General features: G+C 68.8%; 14 protein-coding genes. 9 read left to right on the top strand and 5 right to left on the bottom strand.

All coding sequences use genetic code 11. From position 1 onward, the window contains the following. Window positions 1–36: 36 nt before the first annotated feature. The 8 genes from ACZ68L_RS11905 (at window position 37) to ACZ68L_RS11870 (ending at window position 10,649) form a co-directional block, all read left to right on the top strand. Window positions 37–960 (top strand): carbohydrate ABC transporter permease, encoded by a 924-nt coding sequence (locus tag ACZ68L_RS11905; RefSeq protein ID WP_351074964.1) that lies wholly within the window; start codon window positions 37–39, stop codon window positions 958–960. A gap of 100 nt (window positions 961–1,060) precedes the next feature. Next, complete coding sequence (locus ACZ68L_RS11900; protein ID WP_469576301.1) at window positions 1,061–1,978, top strand: carbohydrate ABC transporter permease; 918 nt, start codon at window positions 1,061–1,063, stop codon at window positions 1,976–1,978. A 198-nt stretch (window positions 1,979–2,176) separates the two neighbouring features. Next, window positions 2,177–3,376 carry an ROK family transcriptional regulator gene (locus tag ACZ68L_RS11895; protein WP_469576299.1) on the top strand — a complete coding sequence of 400 codons (1,200 nt, stop codon included), beginning with the start codon at window positions 2,177–2,179 and terminating at the stop codon, window positions 3,374–3,376. A gap of 121 nt (window positions 3,377–3,497) precedes the next feature. Then, window positions 3,498–4,595, top strand: coding sequence for a sugar ABC transporter substrate-binding protein (locus tag ACZ68L_RS11890; RefSeq protein WP_469576297.1), 1,098 nt, complete (start codon window positions 3,498–3,500; stop codon window positions 4,593–4,595). Window positions 4,596–4,739: 144 nt separating this feature from the next. Further along, window positions 4,740–5,534 (top strand): ATP-binding cassette domain-containing protein, encoded by a 795-nt coding sequence (locus ACZ68L_RS11885; protein ID WP_361448045.1) that lies wholly within the window; start codon window positions 4,740–4,742, stop codon window positions 5,532–5,534. Continuing rightward, window positions 5,531–6,844, top strand: coding sequence for a sugar ABC transporter permease (locus ACZ68L_RS11880; protein ID WP_469576295.1), 1,314 nt, complete (start codon window positions 5,531–5,533; stop codon window positions 6,842–6,844). The genes ACZ68L_RS11885 and ACZ68L_RS11880 overlap by 4 nt, the downstream gene beginning before the upstream one ends. Window positions 6,845–7,035: 191 nt before the next feature. Next, a complete protein-coding gene (dxs, locus tag ACZ68L_RS11875) occupies window positions 7,036–8,964 on the top strand; it encodes a 1-deoxy-D-xylulose-5-phosphate synthase (protein WP_469576293.1) in 1,929 nt (642 codons plus the stop codon). Between the two features lie 173 nt (window positions 8,965–9,137). After that, window positions 9,138–10,649: an amino acid permease gene (locus ACZ68L_RS11870; RefSeq protein ID WP_469576292.1), complete on the top strand. Its 1,512-nt coding sequence runs from the start codon at window positions 9,138–9,140 to the stop codon at window positions 10,647–10,649. Here the strand turns inward: ACZ68L_RS11870 and ACZ68L_RS11865 are convergent. After that, window positions 10,646–11,044, bottom strand: coding sequence for an NTP pyrophosphohydrolase (locus ACZ68L_RS11865; RefSeq protein WP_469576290.1), 399 nt, complete (start codon window positions 11,042–11,044; stop codon window positions 10,646–10,648). The two genes, ACZ68L_RS11870 and ACZ68L_RS11865, sit on opposite strands and share 4 nt — an antisense overlap. Before the next feature lie 37 nt (window positions 11,045–11,081). Continuing rightward, window positions 11,082–12,194: an LCP family protein gene (locus tag ACZ68L_RS11860; protein WP_469576289.1), complete on the bottom strand. Its 1,113-nt coding sequence runs from the start codon at window positions 12,192–12,194 to the stop codon at window positions 11,082–11,084. Window positions 12,195–12,531: 337 nt separating this feature from the next. Here ACZ68L_RS11860 and ACZ68L_RS11855 point away from each other — a divergent pair, with 337 nt between their 5' ends. Then, window positions 12,532–13,653 carry a DUF8189 domain-containing protein gene (locus ACZ68L_RS11855; RefSeq protein ID WP_469576288.1) on the top strand — a complete coding sequence of 374 codons (1,122 nt, stop codon included), beginning with the start codon at window positions 12,532–12,534 and terminating at the stop codon, window positions 13,651–13,653. A gap of 75 nt (window positions 13,654–13,728) precedes the next feature. On the opposite strand, the gene ACZ68L_RS11850 is transcribed toward ACZ68L_RS11855, so the two are convergent. From ACZ68L_RS11850 to ACZ68L_RS11840, 3 genes are read right to left on the bottom strand one after another with little or no spacing between them, the layout of a single operon-like run. Continuing rightward, on the bottom strand, window positions 13,729–15,735 hold the full coding sequence (locus ACZ68L_RS11850; RefSeq protein ID WP_469576287.1) for a glycosyltransferase: 2,007 nt from the start codon (window positions 15,733–15,735) through the stop codon (window positions 13,729–13,731). Between the two features lie 33 nt (window positions 15,736–15,768). Next, on the bottom strand, window positions 15,769–17,304 hold the full coding sequence (locus ACZ68L_RS11845; RefSeq protein ID WP_469576424.1) for an SDR family oxidoreductase: 1,536 nt from the start codon (window positions 17,302–17,304) through the stop codon (window positions 15,769–15,771). 56 nt (window positions 17,305–17,360) lie between these two features. After that, the gene (locus ACZ68L_RS11840; protein ID WP_469576286.1) at window positions 17,361–19,376 is read right to left on the bottom strand and encodes a hypothetical protein; all 2,016 of its coding nucleotides are present in this window, start codon (window positions 19,374–19,376) and stop codon (window positions 17,361–17,363) included. Window positions 19,377–19,425: the final 49 nt, after the last annotated feature.

Here is a 19,425-nt window from a genome sequence, read left to right as displayed (position 1 = left end):
CGGCGGCACCCGCGGAAAGATCGGGGTCGGTAAACGATGCAGCACGGCAAGTACCGTTTCATTGTGGGGTTCTTGGTAGTCCCACTGGCGTTGTACGCGGTCTTCGTCATCTGGCCGTTCATCCAGTCCATCTACTACTCGTTCACGGACTGGACCGGCCTGAGCCCGGACTTCAAGATGGTCGGGTTCGACAACTACACGAGGATGCTGAAGGACGACATCTTCTGGAAGTCGTTGCAGCACAGCGTGTTGCTCGTGCTGCTGCTGCCGCTGGTGACGCTGGGCCTGGCGCTCTTCTTCGCCTTCATGCTCAATGTCGGGGGCCGGCGGCGCAAGAACGCCGCGGTCTCCGGCGTGCGCGGGTCGAGTTTCTACAAGATCGCCTACTTCTTCCCGCAGGTGCTGTCGATCGTCATCGTCGCCCTGCTGTTCCAGTTCGGCTTCAACCCCACCAGCGGGGTGCTGAATTCGACACTGAAGGCGATCGGTCTGGGATCCATCCAGCCGGACTGGCTGGGCGATCCGAACCTCGCGCTCATCTGCGTCATGTCGGTCCTGGTCTGGTCGACGGTCGGGTTCTTCGTCGTCCTCTTCTCCGCCGGCATGGCGTCCATCCCGAAGGACTTCTACGAGGCGGCGCTCCTCGACGGCGCCAACCGCTTCACCACGTTCTTCCGGATCACCCTCCCGCTGCTCTGGGACACGGTGCAGTCGGGCTGGGTCTACATGGGCATTCTGGCCCTCGGCGTGGAGGCGTTCACCGCCGTACAGGTCATGACCGTGGGCCCCGGCGGCCCCGACTACTCCACCACGGTCCTGCCGCTGTACGTCTACCAGACCGCCTTCCGCGACGGACAGGCCGGATACGCGACGACGATCGGTGTCGGACTGCTCATCGTCACCATGGCCTTCGCCGCCATCGTGATGCGACTGGGCCGGCGTGAGCGGCTGGAGTTCTGATGCCGCGACTGACGGGAGACGGCGCCCGGACCCCCAGCAGGCACCACAAGCACCACAGGTCGGCCTCCGTGTCCGGCTCGACAGTACGAGGTGAGTACACGTGAAGACCACTGACACCGCTCCCCCCGCTCCGGCGGCGGACCCGGCCCCCGTGTCCAAGGCGCCCGCCCCCGTCGGCAAGGAGAAGAGCGGCGAGGGCCAGGTCCTCAACGTCTTCTCGCACGGTGTGCTGATCATCTGGGCGATCCTGGTCGTCATGCCGCTGCTCTGGGCGGTCATGTCGTCGTTCAAGTCCGACGACTCGATCCTGTCGACGCCGTTGGCGCTCCCCGACAAGCTGCACTTCGACAACTGGTCGCGCGCCTGGGGCCAGGCGCACATGAGCGACTACTTCTTCAACACCATCGTGGTGGTGGGCTGTTCGCTCGTCGGCACCCTGCTGCTCGGGTCGATGGCGGCGTACGTACTGGCGCGGTTCGACTTCCCCGGGAACCGCTTCCTCTACTACCTGTTCATCGGCGGGATGAGCTTCCCGATCATCCTGGCGCTGGTCCCGCTGTTCTTCGTCATGAACAACATGGCACTGCTGAACACGCGGCACGGACTGATCATGGTCTACATCGCGTACTCGCTGCCGTTCACCGTCTTCTTCCTCACCTCGTTCTTCCGGACCCTGCCGACCTCGGTGGCGGAGGCGGCGATGCTCGACGGGGCCTCGCACACCCGGACGTTCTTCCAGGTGATGCTGCCGATGGCGAAGCCCGGCCTGATCAGCGTCGGTATCTTCAACTTCCTCGGGCAGTGGAACCAGTACATGCTGCCGACCGTGCTGAACACCGATCCGGACCACCGGGTGCTCTCCCAGGGGCTGGTCGAACTGGCCAACAGCCAGGGATACAAGGGTGACTGGTCGGGTCTCTTCGCCGGTCTGGTGATGGCGATGCTGCCGGTCCTCGCGGCCTACATCATCTTCCAGCGGCAGGTCGTGGCTGGGCTCACCGCGGGTGCGGTGAAGTAGCGCCCCTCACCTTCGTACGGACCCGAACCGCCCGCCGGCCACGCGCCGACGGGCGGTTCGTCGCGTGAGGGGGACCGCCCAGGTGAGGGCCGGGTGCTCATCCGAGGCTTCGCATGCTCAAGGTCTTGACGGGGAGTACCCCAAAACGCTCAGCTTAGAGTTCACATGTTGGAGAAAACGGTAGGAGTGAGAGAGTCGATGGAGACTCCGGGGTCGCAGACATCTCTGCATCGCGCCAACCTTGAGCGGGTCGTGCGCGCGGTGCGCATGGCCGGTTCGCTCACGCAGGCGGAGATCGCACGGAGCACCGGCCTGTCAGCGGCCACCGTCTCCAACATCGTTCGCGAACTGAAGGACGGCGGCACGGTCGAGGTGACCCCCACCTCGGCGGGCGGCCGCCGGGCCCGCAGCGTCTCGCTCAGCGGTGACGCCGGCATCGTGGTCGGCGTCGACTTCGGTCATACGCATCTGAGGGTGGCGGTCGGCAATCTCGCCCACCAGGTGCTCGCCGAGGAGTCCGAGCCGATGGATGTCGACGCCTCGGCGGCGGAGGGGTTCGGCCGGGCCGAGCGGCTGGTCAAACGGCTCATCGAGGCGACCGGGATCAGCCCGGAGAAGGTGATCGGGGTGGGCCTCGGAGTTCCCGGCCCGATCGACGTCGAGTCCGGCACGCTGGGCTCCACGTCGATCCTGCCGGGCTGGACGGGCATCAACCCCAGCGAGGAGCTCGCGGGCCGGCTCGGAGTGCCGGTGTACGTCGACAACGACGCCAACCTCGGGGCGCTCGGCGAACTGGTGTGGGGGAGCGGCCGGGGGGTCAGGGACCTCGCCTACATCAAGGTCGCCAGCGGGGTCGGGGCCGGTCTGGTGATCGACGGGCACATCTACCGGGGGCCGGGCGGCACGGCCGGTGAGATCGGGCACATCACGCTCGACGAATCGGGCCCGGTGTGCCGCTGCGGCAACCGGGGATGCCTGGAGACCTTCACGGCCGCGCGCTACGTCCTGCCGCTGCTCCAGCCCAGTCACGGGCCCGACCTCACCATGGAACGAGTGGTCCAGCTGGCCCGTGAGGGCGACCCCGGCTGCCGTCGGGTGATCGGGGACGTCGGACGGCACATCGGCAGCGGGGTGGCCAATCTCTGCAATCTGCTCAACCCCAGCCGGGTGGTGCTCGGCGGTTCGCTCGCCGAGGCGGGCGAGTTGGTGCTCGCGCCGATCCGCGACTCGGTCTCCCGCTACGCCATTCCGAGCGCCGCCCGGCAGCTCTCGGTGCTGCCCGGAGCGCTCGGCGGCCGGGCCGAAGTGCTGGGCGCGCTGGCGCTGGTGCTGAGCGAGATGGGGGATTCAACCCTTTTGGAAAGCACCCTGTCGACGGCCACCCCTGTCTTCACTTAGAAAACGGATGGCACCGTTGTCATCTCGTTAAGGATTTACTCCTTGACGCTGACGGTGCGGCCGAGTTGACTTCCAGCCACCTCGGCCGCGACGTCGCGGCCTCGTCAGGGAGGCAACCCGCATGAACGCAACGACGCGACGCATCGTCATAGGCACGGCCGCAGTCTCCATGGCCGTCTCCCTCGCCGCCTGCGGCAAGGCGGGCGGTGACGACAAGGCCGGCGGCGGTGGCGACAGCAAGGCCATCGGCCTGCTGCTGCCGGAGAACAAGACCACCCGTTACGAGACCTTCGACCGCCCCATCATCGAGGCGAAGATCACGCAGCTGTGCGGCGACTGCAAGGTCAAGTACAGCAACGCGGCGGGGGAGAGCGACACCCAGAAGAAGCAGTTCGACGCGCTCATCACCCAGGGTGTGAAGGTCATCATCGTGGACTCCGTCAACTACGAGGCCACCAAGTCCTGGGTGGAGCAGGCGGCCAAGAAGGGCGTCAAGGTCGTCGCGTACGACCGCCTGGCCGAGGGCCCGGTCTCCGCGTACGTGTCGTACGACAACGAGAAGATCGGCCGCCTTCAGGGGGAGGCCATGGTCAAGGCGCTCGGCGCCAAGGCCAAGGAGAGCAACGTTGTCATGATCAACGGCTCGCCGCTCGACCCGAACGCCCCGTTCTTCAAGAAGGGTGCGCACAGCGTCCTGGACACCCAGGTCAAGAAGGTCGTCTACGAGCAGGACATCCCGGACTGGTCGCCTGACGAGGCCAACAAGAAGATGGGTGCGGCCATCGACTCCCTGGGCAAGGACGGCTTCCAGGGCGTCTACTCCGCCAACGACGGCATGGCCGGCGGCATCATCACGGCCCTGAACAAGCAGGGCATCAAGGTCCCGGTCGGCGGTCAGGACTCCGAGCTCGCCGGGCTGCAGCGCATCCTCAAGGGCGACCAGGCCTTCACGATCTACAAGCAGATCAAGCCGGAGGCGGAGACCACCGCCGAGATCGCGGTCAGGCTCCTCAAGGGCGAGAAGTTCGACGACCTGACCCCGACCAAGGTCGACAGTGTCTCCGGCGCGGTCAAGGGCATCCCGGCCAAGCTGTACGACGCGCAGGTCGTGACCAAGGAGAACGTCGCCGGCACGATCATCGCCGACAAGGTCTACAAGGCCTCGGAGATCTGCACGCCCGAGTACAAGGCGGCTTGCGAAGCAGCCGGTATCAAGTAGCGCCCTCGGGCCATGGCCTCCGGGCCCCCTTGCCGGTCCGGCGCCCGCTCCGTCAACGCCCCGCAGGCGGGGGCGGGCGCCGGATCCCTCTCGCACACCCCTGCGCTCAGCACCACCATCCCCGCCGGTCAGGCGGCGAAGGAGATGATTCACGTGTCCGCTACGCCCGTGCTGGCGTTGCGCGGAATCTCCAAGCGGTTCGGCGCCGTCCAGGCGCTCACCGATGTGGACCTGGAGATTCACCCCGGCGAGGTCGTCGCCCTGGTCGGCGACAACGGCGCCGGCAAGTCGACCCTCGTCAAGACCATTTCGGGTGTCCACCCGATCGATGAAGGCGTCATCGAGTGGGAGGGCGAGGCGGTCCGGATCAACCGGCCGAACAACGCCCAGGATCTCGGAATCGCCACCGTCTACCAGGACTTGGCGCTCTGCGACAACCTCGATGTCGTCGCCAACCTCTTCCTCGGCAGCGAACTGCGCAAGGCCTCCGTCCTCGACGAGATCGCGATGGAGAAGCGCGCCAAGGAATTGCTGGACACCCTCTCCATCCGGATCCCCAGCGTCCGCATCCCGGTCGCTGCCCTCTCGGGCGGTCAGCGTCAAGTCGTGGCCATCGCACGCGCGTTGATCGGTGACCCCAAGATCGTCATCCTGGACGAACCGACCGCGGCACTCGGCGTCGAGCAGACCGCCCAGGTCCTCGACCTGGTCGAGCGGCTGCGCGAGCGGGGCCACGGCGTCATCCTCATCAGCCACAACATGGCCGACGTGCGCGCCGTCGCGGACCGGGTGGCGGTACTCCGCCTGGGCCGCAACAACGGTGTCTTCGATGTGGCCGGCACCTCCCACGAAGAGATCATCGCCGCGATCACCGGCGCCACGGACAATGCCGTCACGCGTCGCCAAGCACGCACGGCCACGAAGGAGGACGCGAAGTGAGCGACCTCGCCAAGACCCCCGGGACCTCCACCGAGAAGCCCGCCCCGCAACCACCGGCCGCCGAGCAGTCGGCAGCCCCCGTACCCGCCGTCGACCCGCGTCTGCTCATCCGCGAGGAGGGCTTCAAGGGCTACTGGTCGGAGTTCACCCGCAAGGTGCGCGGCGGTGAGCTCGGCTCGCTGCCCGTCTTCGTCGGCCTGATCGTCATCGCGATCGTCTTCCAGTTCCAGAACAGCAACTTCCTCTCCGCGAGCTCCGTCGCCAACATCGCCGTCTACAGTTCCGGCATCGGCATCATGGCGGTCGGCATCGTGTTCGTGCTGCTGCTCGGCGAGATCGACCTCTCGGTCGGCTCCGTCGCGGGGGTCGGCGCGGCGGTCTGGGCCGTACTCAACGTCAACAACGGCTGGAACGAGTGGCTCGCGATCATCGTCGCCGTTCTCTCCGGAATGGCTCTCGGCGCGCTGCACGGCTTCTTCTTCGCCAAGATCGGCGTACCGGCGTTCGTCGTCACCCTGGCGGGTTTCCTCGGCTGGAGCGGTCTGCAGGACTGGATGATGGGCGGGGAAGGCTCGATCAACACGCCGTCCGGCAGTGTCGTCGAGAACCTGACCAACTACTTCTTCGAGGACAAGGCCGCCGGCTACGGACTCGCCCTGGTCGCCGTCCTCGCGTACGGCGCCTCGCTCCTGGTGGACAGCAGGCGCCGCAAGGCGGCGGGTCTGCCCGCCCGACCGACCGGCGAGGTCGTGCTGCGCACCGCGCTCGTCGCGATCCTGTGCTTCGTCGTCGCGTACGTCCTGAACGAGCCCGCGGGCGCCCGTGGCCTGCCGCTCGCCCTGGTGCTCTTCCTCGCCGTCCTGGTCGTCGCGGACTTCGTCGCCCGGCGCACGAGCTTCGGCCGTCAGGTCTTCGCGGTCGGCGGCAACCCGGAAGCCGCACGCCGTGCCGGTATCAACGTGGACCGGGTCCGGATCACCGTTTTCGCCCTGTCCGGCACGCTGGGCGCCTTCGGCGGCCTCTTCATCGCCAGCCTCTCCGGCGGCGCCACGAAGAGCGTCGGCGGCGGCAACACACTGATGCTGGTCATCGCCGCCGCCGTCATCGGTGGCACCAGCCTCTTCGGGGGCCGGGGCAAGGTCTGGTCCGCGCTGCTCGGCATGATCGTGATCCAGTCGATCCAGCAGGGTCTGAACATGATCGGTATGGCCAACGCCATCCAGTACATGATCACCGGCGCGGTGCTGCTGGCCGCCGTGGTCATCGACTCGGTCTCCCGCCGCACCCAGAAGACCGCAGGTCGCGCGTAAGATCACGGCCGCCCGGTCCCGTGCCCGGCACCCCTCGCGGTGCCGGGCACAGCCGGGACCGTGTGTACGCACGGAGCCTCGGCCATGTACCGAGTGCGTCCCTAACGCCCCGCCCGCCGACCTCGCGCGCGAACGGAACATTAGACTCATCGGATCGGCATGCTCGACCAGCTCAACGCAAGGAGGAACGGGTGGCTCTGCTGACCCGCATCGGTGGACCGCGCGACCTGGACCGGCTCACTCCCGAGCAGCTGGACCAGCTCGCCGAAGAGATCCGGACCTTCCTCGTCGAAGCTGTTTCGAAGACCGGCGGCCACCTCGGCCCCAACCTGGGTGTGGTCGAGCTGACCATCGCCCTGCACCGGGTCTTCGACTCTCCGAAGGACAAGGTGCTGTTCGACACCGGTCACCAGAGCTATGTGCACAAGCTCCTCACCGGTCGCCAGGACTTCTCCAAGCTCAAGAGCAAGGGCGGCCTCTCCGGCTACCCCTCCCGCGCGGAGTCCGAGCACGACGTCATCGAGAACTCGCACGCCTCCACCGTGCTCGGCTGGGCCGACGGCCTGGCCAAGGCCAACGAGGTGCTGGGCAAGGACGACCACGTCGTCGCGGTCATCGGTGACGGCGCGCTCACCGGCGGTATGGCCTGGGAGGCGCTGAACAACATCGCCGCAGCCAAGGACCGCCCGCTCGTCATCGTCGTCAACGACAACGAGCGCTCCTACGCCCCGACCATCGGCGGCCTCGCCAACCACCTCGCGACGCTGCGCACCACCGACGGCTACGAGCGCTTCCTGGCCCGCGGCAAGGATCTCCTGGAGCGCACCCCCGTCGTCGGGAGGCCGCTGTACGAGACGCTGCACGGCGCCAAGAAGGGGCTGAAGGACTTCATCGCCCCGCAGGGCATGTTCGAGGACCTCGGCCTGAAGTACGTCGGCCCCATCGACGGCCACGACATCGAGGCCCTGGAGTCCGCGCTCCAGCGCGCCAAGCGCTTCGGCGGGCCCGTCATCGTGCACTGCCTCACGGAGAAGGGCCGCGGCTACACCCCCGCGCTGCTCGACGAGGCCGACCGCTTCCACGCCGTCGGCAAGATCCACCCCGACACCGGCCTCCCGGTCGCCACCTCGGGCCTCGACTGGACCTCCGTCTTCGGCGAGGAGATGGTCAAGCTCGGCAAGGAGCGCAAGGACATCGTCGCGATCACCGCGGCCATGCTCCAGCCGGTCGGCCTGACCAAGTTCGAGAAGGAGTTCCCGGACCGGATCTACGACGTCGGCATCGCCGAACAGCACGGCGCGGTCTCCGCGGCAGGCCTGGCCACCGGCGGACTGCACCCCGTCTTCGCGGTGTACGCCACCTTCCTCAACCGCGCCTTCGACCAGGTCCTGATGGATGTCGCGCTGCACAAGTGCGGTGTGACCTTCGTCCTGGACCGGGCCGGTGTCACCGGCACCGACGGCGCCTCGCACAACGGCATGTGGGACATGTCGATCCTGCAGTGCGTGCCCACGCTCCGGATCGCCGCGCCGCGCGACGCCGACCAGGTCCGCGCCCAGCTGCGCGAGGCCGTCGAGGTCGACGACGCACCGACCGTGGTGCGCTTCTCCAAGGGAGCGGTCGGCCCGGCCGTCAAGGCCGTCGGCCGGGTCGGTGGCATGGACGTCCTGCGCGAGCCCGGCACCGTCCGGCCGGACGTCCTTCTGGTCTCCGTCGGCGCGCTGGCCCCGATGTGCCTGGAGATCGCCGATCTGCTGGATGCCCAGGGCATCTCGACGACCGTCGTCGACCCGCGCTGGGTCAAGCCGGTCGACGAGGCCATGGCCCCGCTCGCCGAGCAGCACCGGGTCGTCGTCACGGTCGAGGACAACAGCAGGGCCGGGGGCGTGGGCTCCGCCGTCGCCCAGGCGCTGCGCGACGCCGGGGTCGACGTACCGCTGCGTGATTTCGGCATCCCGCCGCGCTTCCTCGACCACGCCTCCCGCAAGGAGGTCCTGGCCGAGATCGGGCTGACCGCGCCGGACATCGCCCGCCAGGTCACCGGCCTCGTCGCCAAGCTGGACGGCCGCTACGAGACGGGCGCGGACAGTGCGGCCATGATCGAACCCGTCCGCGACTGACCCGCGGAGCACGGGTCCTTACGAGCGACCAGCGTTACGGCCGATGGGCCGGTCGGCCACCCTGTACGGGTGGTCCGACCGGCCCATTCGCGTGAAATCGCTCGATACGTGGCTCTTCGTCGCTGGGGCGTTCCCAATCATGGCGTTCACGACGAGTGCGTGGAGGTACGCCGGTGACTGCCCAGCAGGACACACCACCCAGCAGCGACGGACTGTTCCGGACCAAGACGGTCGAGCAGTCCATCCGCGACACCGAGGAGCCGGAGCACGCACTCAAGAAGTCCCTCTCCGCGCTGGACCTCACGGTCTTCGGAGTGGGCGTCATCATCGGCACCGGCATCTTCGTACTCACCGGCAAGGTGGCCAAGGAGACCGCGGGCCCCGCCACCGCCCTCGCCTTCGTGGTCGCGGCCATCGTCTGCGCCCTGGCCGCGCTCTGTTACGCCGAGTTCGCCTCCACCGTCCCCGTCGCCGGCTCCGCCTATACCTTCTCGTATGCCTCACTCGGCGAACTCGTCGCCTGGATCATCGGCTGGGACCTGGTGCTGGAGTTCGCCCTCGGCACGGCGGTCGTGGCGGTCGGCTGGTCCGGCTACGTCCGCTCGCTGATGGACAACTTCGGCTGGACCATGCCCGGAGTGCTCTCCGGAACGGATGTGGCGAAAGGATTCGGCTTCGACATCCTGGCCTTCGTGCTGGTGCTCGTGCTGACCGTCGTGCTGGTGCTCGGCATGAAGCTCTCCGCCCGGGTCACGACGATCGTGGTCGCCATCAAGATCGCCGTGGTCCTGATCGTCATCATCGCCGGCCTCTTCTTCGTCAAGGCCGCGAACTACTCGCCCTTCATCCCCGAGGCGCAGCCGCAGCCCTCCGGTTCCGGCCTCACCGCGCCGCTGATCCAGCTGATGTTCGGCTACGCCCCGACGAACTTCGGCGTCATGGGCATCTTCACCGCCGCCTCCGTCGTCTTCTTCGCCTTCATCGGCTTCGACGTGGTGGCCACCGCCGCCGAGGAGACGAAGGTTCCGCAACGTGACATGCCACGTGGCATCCTCGCCTCGCTCTTCATCTGCACCGTGCTCTACGTGGCCGTGTCGCTGGTGGTCACGGGTATGGAGCACTACAGCGACCTGTCGGTCGAGGCTCCGCTGGCCGATGCCTTCAAGGCTGTCGGCCACCCCGTCTACGCCGGGTTCATCAGCTTCGGCGCCGCCATCGGCCTCACCACGGTCTGTCTGATCCTGCTGCTGGGCCAGACCCGGGTGTTCTTCGCGATGAGCCGCGACGGACTGCTCCCGCGGTTCTTCTCCGTGACCCACCCGCGCTTCCGCACCCCGTACCGCCCGACCATCCTGCTCGGCGTGGTCATCGCGATCGTCGCGGGCTTCACGAGCATCAACGAACTGGCGACGCTCGTGAACATCGGCACGCTCTTCGCCTTCGTCGTCGTCGCCCTGGGCGTCATCGTGCTGCGCCGGACCCGCCCCGATCTGCACCGCGCGTTCCGCACCCCGTGGGTGCCACTGCTCCCGATCCTCTCGGTGGCGGCCTCGGCCTGGCTGATGCTGAATCTGCCGGCCGAGACCTGGCTGCGGTTCGCCCTCTGGATGATCATCGGCATCATCATCTACTTCGCGTACGGGCGCGGACACAGCCGGATCAACGCCCCGGTCGGCCGGGACTAGGCCGTACGCGACGGCGGCAGCGGCCGCACCGCACGGGGGCCCACGCACCGCGCCCCGTACCGCGCCACCCGCCGCCGCAGTTCACGGTCGGCGGTGACGACGACACAGGCGCGTTCCCCCTGAGCCCCGGTCAGCTCCACGATCAGGTCGTCGCCGCTCCCGGACGCCGATTCCACCCGCACCTCGGGCACCGATTCGATGCCGCGAGCCGCGCCCTCGACGACCAGCACCAGCTCGACGGGGCCGGGGTGCCCCGGCAGACCGGCCGCGGCGAACGGGACCAGCGAGTCCCGCAGCCGTTCGGCCGCCCCACGCCGGTCCCGCCACCAGCCGTCGGGCACGGACCCGACCACATTGGCCGCGTCCACGATCACCAGGGTCCGTTCGGTCAGCATGCCGGAAGCGTGCCACGCACCGGCCGCCGCCGCTCCGTCAGCCGCCGGTGGCGGGGGACTTCTTCGCCGACTCCGGGATCGTGCCGTCGTTGCGGATGGCCTTCCACAACTCACCGGCCTGCGGCTGGGCCGCCACCACGCGGTTCCGGTCCTGCTTGTCGTACGCCACCGGAAGCATGATCGTTTCCATGGTGTCCGGGTTCACGCCGTTCATCGACCGGCCGAAATCCGCGAGGGACGTCAACGAGGCGAGCCCGGAGTCGGTGGTCAGCGACTTGGTGGCGGAGTTGGCGATCTTGTACGACTTGGTCGGACTGCCCAGCAGGTTCTGCGACTTGACCTCGCTCAGCAGGGCCAGCAGGAACTGCTGCTGCAGACCGATCCGGCCGAGGTCGCTGCCGTCCCCGATGCCGTGCCGGGTCCGGACGTACGCCAGCGACTGGGTGCCGTCGAGCTTGTGCGTCCCCTTGGTGAGGTGGAGACCGGAGGACTTGTCGTCGATGTCCTGCGGTACGTCGATGGTGACGCCGCCTATCGCGTCGACCAGATCCTTGAACCCGGCGAAGTTGATCTCCAGGTAGTGGTCGATCCGGACCTTGGACATCTTCTCGACGGTCTTGACCACACAGGCCGGACCGACCTGGGAGTAGACGGAGTTGAACATCACGCGGTTCGCGGACGGCACCGCCGAGCCGTCGGCCTTCGTGCACTCGGGCCTGGTCACCAGGGTGTCACGGGGTATGGACACGGCGACGGCCTGGGTGCGGCCCTCGGGTATGTGCACCACCATCGCGGTGTCGGACCGGGCACCGCTGACGTCGCCGCCGCCGCCCAGTTCCTTGTTCTCGGCGCCGGCCCGCGAGTCCGAGCCGAGAACCAGCAGGTTCTGACCACTGGTCGGCAGCTTCTCGGGCCGGTCGTCGCCGAGCGCCTTGTTGATGTCGACGCCCTTGATGTTCCCGTCGAGGCGGCTGTACAGCCAGTAGAGGGTGCCGCCGGCGGCGAGCACCAGAACGAGCAGGCTGATCAGCACAATGCGGCCGGTACGGCGCCGTGGGCGTCCGCCCCCGGCGTCCTTCCTGCGCCCCTTCTTACGGGAATCGGCCCGCCGTGAGGGGGGCGGGCCGGGGGGAACGACGTCATGGCTCATCCTGCGAGTCCCTTGATCTCGTGGCCGCGGAAGGGCCGTTGGGGCTGGGGACTCGGGTGGGGCCGGTCCACGCATGTGGGGGGCTGAGCGTGCACTATAGACAGGTTTTCGAATTTTGTGTAATCCTTCGCGCGATCTTCAACTCCGGAATCGAATTGTTATTCCTTCCGTGGTAGGGCGGTTGTCCGGCGAGCACCCCTCGATGCCGGGGGGAGCGCTGGTCCCCGGGGCGAACCGGGAATCTATGATGGGTGGGTTCGGCCCCTTGCGTGCCGGAGAGCCGAAACGGCCTCCGATGCCGGGGCCGAGGAACCATGGGGAAGGACGACTTCACGTCATGCCGGTCAGATCCAGGCGCACTGCCCGGGGAAGGGCCCCGATTCCGGGCGCCGACGTCCAGGACGCGGGCAGGGAGCGAGCGGCGCGGGCGACCGCCGACGGCCGCTGGCTCGTGCTCGGCAAGGACGGCAGGCTCACCGCCTACGCGCTCTGCGACGAGGGACTGCTCCGCTGGACGGAGACCCGTCCGGGCGGCCCCGACTGGAAGGGCCCGGATCTCTTCCCGGCGGCCGGCCTGACCCGGCTGTCGGTGACTCAGGGCCTCGACGGCTTCGTGCACTTCACCGGGCGTCGCACGGTGCGCAAGGACGCGGGACCGGTCGTCGACCTCGTGCACGCCACCCAGTTCCAGTCCGGACGCCCCGTCACCGCGTGGCACTCCCTCGGCAATCCGCACAAGGACCGCGAGAAGGCGGCCCGGCTCGGGACGCCGACGGCCACCGTCAACGCAGCGGGGCTGCTGCACGTCTTCGTCCGCAACGCCGACGGCAGGCTCGCGCTGCGGCGTGAGAAGTCGGGCGGCAAGTGGGAGGGCTGGCAGGACCTCAAGGGCGGCCGGCTCCGGGACGGGGCGGCCGTGGCCGCCACCGCCTCCGGACGCGTCGAGGTGCTCGTCCCGGGAGAGGGGCGGGCGATGCGCTGGAGCCAGAACGAGTCCGACGGCGCCTTCACGCAGGACCAGGACATCCCGTTCGCCCAGGTCCCGGGCAGCGCCTCGGCCCTGGAGACCGCACCGGACAGGGTGACGTACTACTGGGCCGACGAGGCCACCGGCGGTGTCGTCGCGCACCGCCCCGGCACCTGGGCGATCCCGCTCAACAGCTCGGCGGCGAACGGTCCCGTGGCGGTGCTGCGCGCCATGCTGGACGGCTACGACTGCACCGTACTGGCCCATCGCGACCCCGAGGGCCAGATCATGCTCACCGCCTGCGGTACGGAGAACGAGGGGGCGGGCGTGTGGTGGTCGGCGACGGGCGAGCGCTGTACGGGCGGCCCGGCGCTCGCCTACGACGCGTACGGCCGCGTGGTGCTCGCGCTGATCGGTGAGGACGGCGCTCTGCACGTCGCCCGGCAGAACCGTGAGCCGGGTCTGGCGCTGGAACGTTCGGTGCGGGTCTGAGCCGCGAGGACCGCACGGACCGGGGGCACCCACCGCGGTGAGTGCCCCGTTCACCTCTGCGGGCGGGTTCATGGCTCAGGAGGCGGACTTCAGCCCGAGCGACAGGTAATTGCCGTCCGTGTAGTACGGGTTGAAGGTCACCGAGCGGCCCTCCGCGGTGGTGACGGTCCGCTTCGGATAGACGTGGATGTGCTTGCGCTGCGTGATCTCGTCGCCGAACCGCCCCAGCCGTAGCCGGTGCGCCTCGCCCGTCACCGTCAGATTCCCCGGAATGCCGAGCGACAGGTCCCAGATGGTGTCGATGTCGATCATCCGGTCCGCGTACTGGTGGAGATCGAGGGTGAAGACGGCCCCGCCGTCCGAGAACGCGCACGGGACGGTGATGTAGGAGTCCGCGTTCTTCCGGCTCTGCGCGATCACCTGCGCGCCGTGACCGGCGAGGTCGACCTGCGGACCGCCAGGCACCGGGGGGACCCCCAGAACGTAGCACCGGACGCTGAGATGCGAGCCGTTCGTCTCCACCGACAGCACCTCCGCATGAGCGGGGAACTCGCGCGAGACGATCTGGAGGAAGCCCCCGTCCTCGGAACGACTGAACGTGCGGAACCGCACCGGGCCGGCCTGGGCCGGGGAGGAGATCAGCGCATTCGCCGACTGCTGGAGTTCGTCGACCTTCACCCGGCGCATGACACCGTCGTCCTCGCGGCGCAGCAGCACGTTCCACGTTCCGGAGGCCAGCCGCAGCTGTGCCGGTACGCAGGCGTAGAGGCGCCCGTCGGCCGTCTGCTCGGCCTGCGCGGCCAGCAACGCCTGCCGCCCGTCCGCCGCGTTGACGCACAGCACGGTGAACCGGCTGCCCGGCGCCCGCGCCGGATCGACCGCGAACTCCAGGTCCCCCGCGGGGGTGGCCCGGCACAGCGCCTCGGGCCGGTAGGCGCGCGCCGTGAGCAGACGCGAGAGGTACGACTCGTACGCCTGCGCCTGCGACTCGTTGCTGTAGTGCCGGGACTTCTCCACCGCGTTCGATCCCAGCCGTACGCGCAGTTCGGCGTCGCTCAGCAGCCGGTCCAGGTGCTCGGCGAACGCGTCCACATCGCCCACGGGCGAGAGCGCGCCGTCCACCCCGTCGGAGATGATCTCGGACGGGCCGTGCGGACCGGCCGTGCTGAGTACCGGCACACCGCAGCTCATGGCCTCCACGATGGTCAGGCCGAACGTCTCGTCCGTCGAGGTCGAGGTGTGCAGCGCCGCCTTGGCCAGCTCCTCACGCAGCTGTCTCGTGTGCCCCATGAGGAGGATGCGCTCGTTCGCCCCGAGATCGTCGATGAGCTTGCGCAGTTTCGCCTTCTCGTCGCCGCTCCCGTAGATCCGCAGGGTCCAGTCCGGGTGCTTCCCGCCGAGCTGCGCGAAGGCGTTCACGAGCAGGTCGAACCGCTTCCAGTCGACCAGTCGTCCCGACGCCGTGACGATGCGCGAGCCATGCACGTCGGCCCGCAGGAAGGTGCCGGGGACGGCGTTGGGAATGGCCTGGAACGCCGTCCCGACCGCGCCGTACGCGTCCCGGTGCGTCTGGGCGTCCCTCGCCGTCACGGTGACGAACCCGTCCAGCCGCGGAATCGCGGCGTCCAGCATCTTCTGCGAGGCCGCGGTCCGGTGGTGGTAGTGCGTGTGCGCCTGACCCAGCGTGATGTACTGCCCGGTCCCCAGAGCGGTCAGCAGGGACACCGTGTTGGGGGCGGTGGCGATGACGACATCGGCGTCGCAGCTCTGGAGATAGGCGGCGGCCCGTTCGTCCATCAGTCGGCTGTAACGGTTCTTGTCGTCGGCCTTGAAACCCGTGCAGTGCTGGGACGCCGTCGCGTGCAGTGGGTTCTCCAGGTCCGGTGAGCCGCTGCGGGTGTCCACGAGCGTGCGCAGGGTGACGCCCGGCCCGAAGCGGAGCGGCGGAACGTCGTGATACCGGAACACGCTCACCAGCTCGACCTCGTGCTGCCGGGCCGCGAGCGCATGGGCGAGCGTCTGGGTGGCGACGGACGTACCAGCCTGCCCGTAGGCGCTGTACATCAGAAAAGCGATCTTCACGCGGGTCCTCCTGGATCCGTGGCCGTGGCGGCTTCAGCTCCGCGTTCCGTGGGCGCCGGCCTCCGGGACGGAGGTTCGGACGGGCCGGCTCCCGGAGTCGTCGAGCACCTGCGACAGGGCGTTCTCGAACGCCGAGCCGGGCACCGGGGCGGGGCCCGGCCGGCGCACGTCGATCACCTGGCCGGTCATGCCGGAGAGCAGGACGTCGAGTGAGCTGCGCGCGACCTCCCGCGAGGCGGGCAGCGAGCCGGTGGGCTCCTGCCCGAACGCCCCGGTCCGCGCCGGCGTCACGGTCCGCTCCGGATTCATGCAGTTGACCCGGATGCCGTCCTCGGTCCACTCCTCCGCCAGCGCCTGGGTGAGGTTCACCATCGCCGCCTTGACCGAGGAATGGAGGCTGTACTCGGCGCGCCCGCGGGTGTAGCTGCCGGAGGTGAAGAGCAGCAGCTGTCCCGCGGTCTCGGCGAGGTACTTGTACGCGGTGCGCGCGATGTTCACCGGGGCGAGGTAGCCGACCCGGAGCGCCTCGCGGATCGTGTCGCCGCCGGTCTCGTCGAGTCGGCCGATCGGGAGCACCCCCGCGGTGCTGACGACGTGGTCGATCCGGCCGGTCTCCGCGTACGCCCCGGCGAAGGCCGCTTCCACCTCCTCGGGGTTCTCCGCGTGGGTGCCGGTGGCGGAGTGGCCGAGGGCGTACACCCGGGCTCCGTACTCCTCGGCCAGGCGCGCGATGTCGCCGCCGAGCCCGGACGAGTCACCGAACACCAGGAAGGTCCGCCCGGCCAGCCGCTCCCGGTAGAACGCCTCGGAGCCGTGCGCCGGAGCGGTCGTCGAGGCCAGCTGGAACAGCTTGTCGGCGATGAAGACGTCGACGGGCTGGGTGACCTTCACGTTGTGCTCGTCGCCCATGACCACGTGAACGGGTACGTCGGGCAGGTACTTCACGACGACCGAGCAGTCGTCGGTGGCCCGGAACAGCGGGTCGGCCGCCGCGAGTTCGTACGCCCGGCGGATCGTGGAGAGCCGGAAGCCCTGGGGCGTCTGGCCGCGGCGGAGCCGCCCGCGGTCGGGTACCTCGGTGATGAACTCGCCGTCGTCGCCGTGCGTCCGGGTCACGATGACGGTGTCGGACGAGGGGATGGCCACATCGACGGCCCGGTGGCGCTCCAGCGCCCGTACGCACTCCTCGACCACGCGTGGCGACAGCAGCGGACGCACCGCGTCGTGGAACAGCAGGTCGCAGTCCTCGTCACCGCCGAGCCCGGCGGCCACCGCCTCGATCGCGATGTGCGTGGTTCCGCTCCGGGTGCTGCCGCCCGCGAGCACCCGGGACACCTTGCGCAGACCGGCCTTCGCGACGATCTTCTCGGCATCGGCGACATGGTCCGGCGTCATCAGGACCAGCACCTCGTCGATGTCCGGGGCGTTCTCGAAGATGTGCAGGGTGTGTTCGAGCATCGACTTCCCGGCGATCTTCAGCAGCTGCTTCGGGGTGGCGAGCCCGATGCGCTGCCCGGTGCCACCGGCGAGGACGACGGCGACGGTACGGCGACGGGAGGCGCTGATGATCAAGGTCTGCTGCTTCCTGTGGGCGGGGCGAGGTGACGAGCGTGCGGCGGCCGGGATCAGACCGGCTGGTGCGGCTGAGGCTCAGGGAATCCCGGCTGCTCCGGGTACTCGATGGGGAAATCCCGCAGGCCGCGCAGATAGAGATCGTTCGCGGCGTCGGCGAAGCGCACGGTCGACGGCGGATTGTCCGGCCCGAGCAGATAGTCCTTGAGCTGTTCCCGGTAGGGGGCCATGACGTCCTGGTCCCGGGAGAACATCGCGGTGAGCGCCGTCTCCAGGCCGTTGCACTCGGAGTCGAGCAGGTACGAGGCGTACGCCGTGCGCTGCTCGTTGCGGAACTCCGCGTCCGGCAGCCCCTCCAGGTTGAAGATGGCGTACGGCTTCCGGGTGGCCACGAAGTCCGAGACCACGCTCGACATGTCGCCGATCAGCAGGTCCGAGTGGTTGAAGCAGTCGTACAGCGTGGGCACCCTGTCCGTCACGACGTGGTGCGCGTCGGTGGGCAGCGAGTCCCAGTAGAGGGTGCCCGCCTGGTCGCGGAACTTGCGGATCCGGGTGGTCCGCTCCTCCTCGGTCAGGTCCGGGTATTTCGAGCGGACGCCACGCTCCTGGAGTGCGGCGAGCCGCTTGTCGATACGGGCCAGCCGGCGGGCCGCGGTCTTCGAGTCCAGGATCTTCCGGCCGAACCGGCGGGCGTTGTCGTCCTGCAGCAGCGCGATGATGCGCCGGTGCGCGGCCGCGGCGGCGGGGGAGCGGGTGCCGGTCAGCGGGTGCGGCTTGTAGATGATCCGCAGCTGCCGCTCGTGCGTGAGCAGGGTCCGGATGAGGTGCTCGCCTGCCGGGATGACCGAGGTGTAGCAGGCGTCGTCGGTCCAGCCCTCCCAGGTGGGGGCGTAGATGACGGTCGGGGTCTCCTGGCCGACGGAGCCGGTCCAGCGGTGCAGCGGCATCAGCTGGGGCCGGCCGACCTCGACGATCTGGCGGGCGGTGACCGCGTGCTTGATGCGCTCGTAGCGGTCCCGTCCGGCCCGTCCGGCCACCCAGATCTCGTCGAAGACCTTGCTGACGCGGTTGCTGCTGGCGAGCTTGTCGCTGTCGCCGTGGCCGATGAAGACGTGCTTGACCTCGTGCCGCTGGAGCATGTGCACGTTCTTGCCGGCGTTGCCCGGGTAGAGCGTCACCCGCAGTTCGGGCATCTCCACGCGGGCCAGGTACTCGGCCTTCGGGACACAGACGACCGGTACGGAGGTGGCGTCCAGGAACCTCAGGGTGGCCCGTTCGCGCAGCACGATGATGGGACGCAGACCCAGTGACTCCAGTGACTCCAGCCACATGTTCACCTGGTACATGAAGTCCCTGGATACGGCGGCGAAGGTGAAGTAGAGCGCGACCTGCGGCCGGTACTGCCGCAGCTGCCAGTTCAGCTCGTCGATGGCGTCGTCGGCGGTGGGCAGGACGAGCGCGTTCCGAGCCCCGGGCACCAGGACCAGGAAGGCGACGAAGGCGAACCAGACCGAGGCGATCCCGCCGTACGTCACGTACTCCCACCGGTCGGTGGCGATCGTGCCGATCGCGCCGCCGACCAGCGGGATGTCCAGGTGCAGCATCTTGCGCACGTGCTTGCTCATCAGGAACGGGTGCGGCAGCCGCCGGATCCCCAGCGCGTCCAGGTCGAGTCCGCGCGTGGTGAAGGGCAGCGCGGCGCGTTCGGACTTGACCCGCTTGAGCAGGGCGCCGTAGGCGAGCTGCAGGACGAAGAGCAGCAGCAGTCCCACGGACGTCATCTGGACGACGAACGAGTCGAGGTTGTTGATGGAGCCGCAGAGCGCCAGCAGCAGGAACTGCCGGATCAGGAACCGGATGGTGAGGCCGAAGCGCGAGTCCCGGAGCCGGTCGAGGGTCGAGGACTCGGAGGTGTGCAGGAGCAGGTCGGCCGCGTAGCTGACCGCCACGGCGTAGGCGAAGACGGGCAAGGAGGCCATCACCACCGCCGCCAGCATGGCGACGAAGCTGAGCACCAGGGCCGCGGTGATCAGGAAACCCAACGCGGCCTGACGTCGTGCTTTGCCCATGAGCGGCCGAATCCTCCATCTGTGCCTGGGTGCGGCGCATGGCTGCGTT

Source organism: Streptomyces sp. NPDC104309 (assembly GCF_055584025.1).
The sequence above is the reverse complement of the archived record's forward strand: the minus strand, read 5'-3'. Positions and strand labels throughout refer to the sequence as shown.

Coding starts and splice junctions, on each gene's coding strand:
- ACZ68L_RS11905 (WP_351074964.1), top strand. CDS start 37: ATGCAGCACGGCAAGTACCGTTTCATTGTGGGGTTCTTGGTAGTCCCA.
- ACZ68L_RS11895 (WP_469576299.1), top strand. CDS start 2,177: ATGGAGACTCCGGGGTCGCAGACATCTCTGCATCGCGCCAACCTTGAG.
- ACZ68L_RS11890 (WP_469576297.1), top strand. CDS start 3,498: ATGAACGCAACGACGCGACGCATCGTCATAGGCACGGCCGCAGTCTCC.
- ACZ68L_RS11885 (WP_361448045.1), top strand. CDS start 4,740: ATGATTCACGTGTCCGCTACGCCCGTGCTGGCGTTGCGCGGAATCTCC.
- ACZ68L_RS11865 (WP_469576290.1), bottom strand. CDS start 11,044: ATGCTGACCGAACGGACCCTGGTGATCGTGGACGCGGCCAATGTGGTC.
- ACZ68L_RS11860 (WP_469576289.1), bottom strand. CDS start 12,194: ATGAGCCATGACGTCGTTCCCCCCGGCCCGCCCCCCTCACGGCGGGCC.
- ACZ68L_RS11855 (WP_469576288.1), top strand. CDS start 12,532: ATGCCGGTCAGATCCAGGCGCACTGCCCGGGGAAGGGCCCCGATTCCG.
- ACZ68L_RS11840 (WP_469576286.1), bottom strand. CDS start 19,376: ATGGGCAAAGCACGACGTCAGGCCGCGTTGGGTTTCCTGATCACCGCG.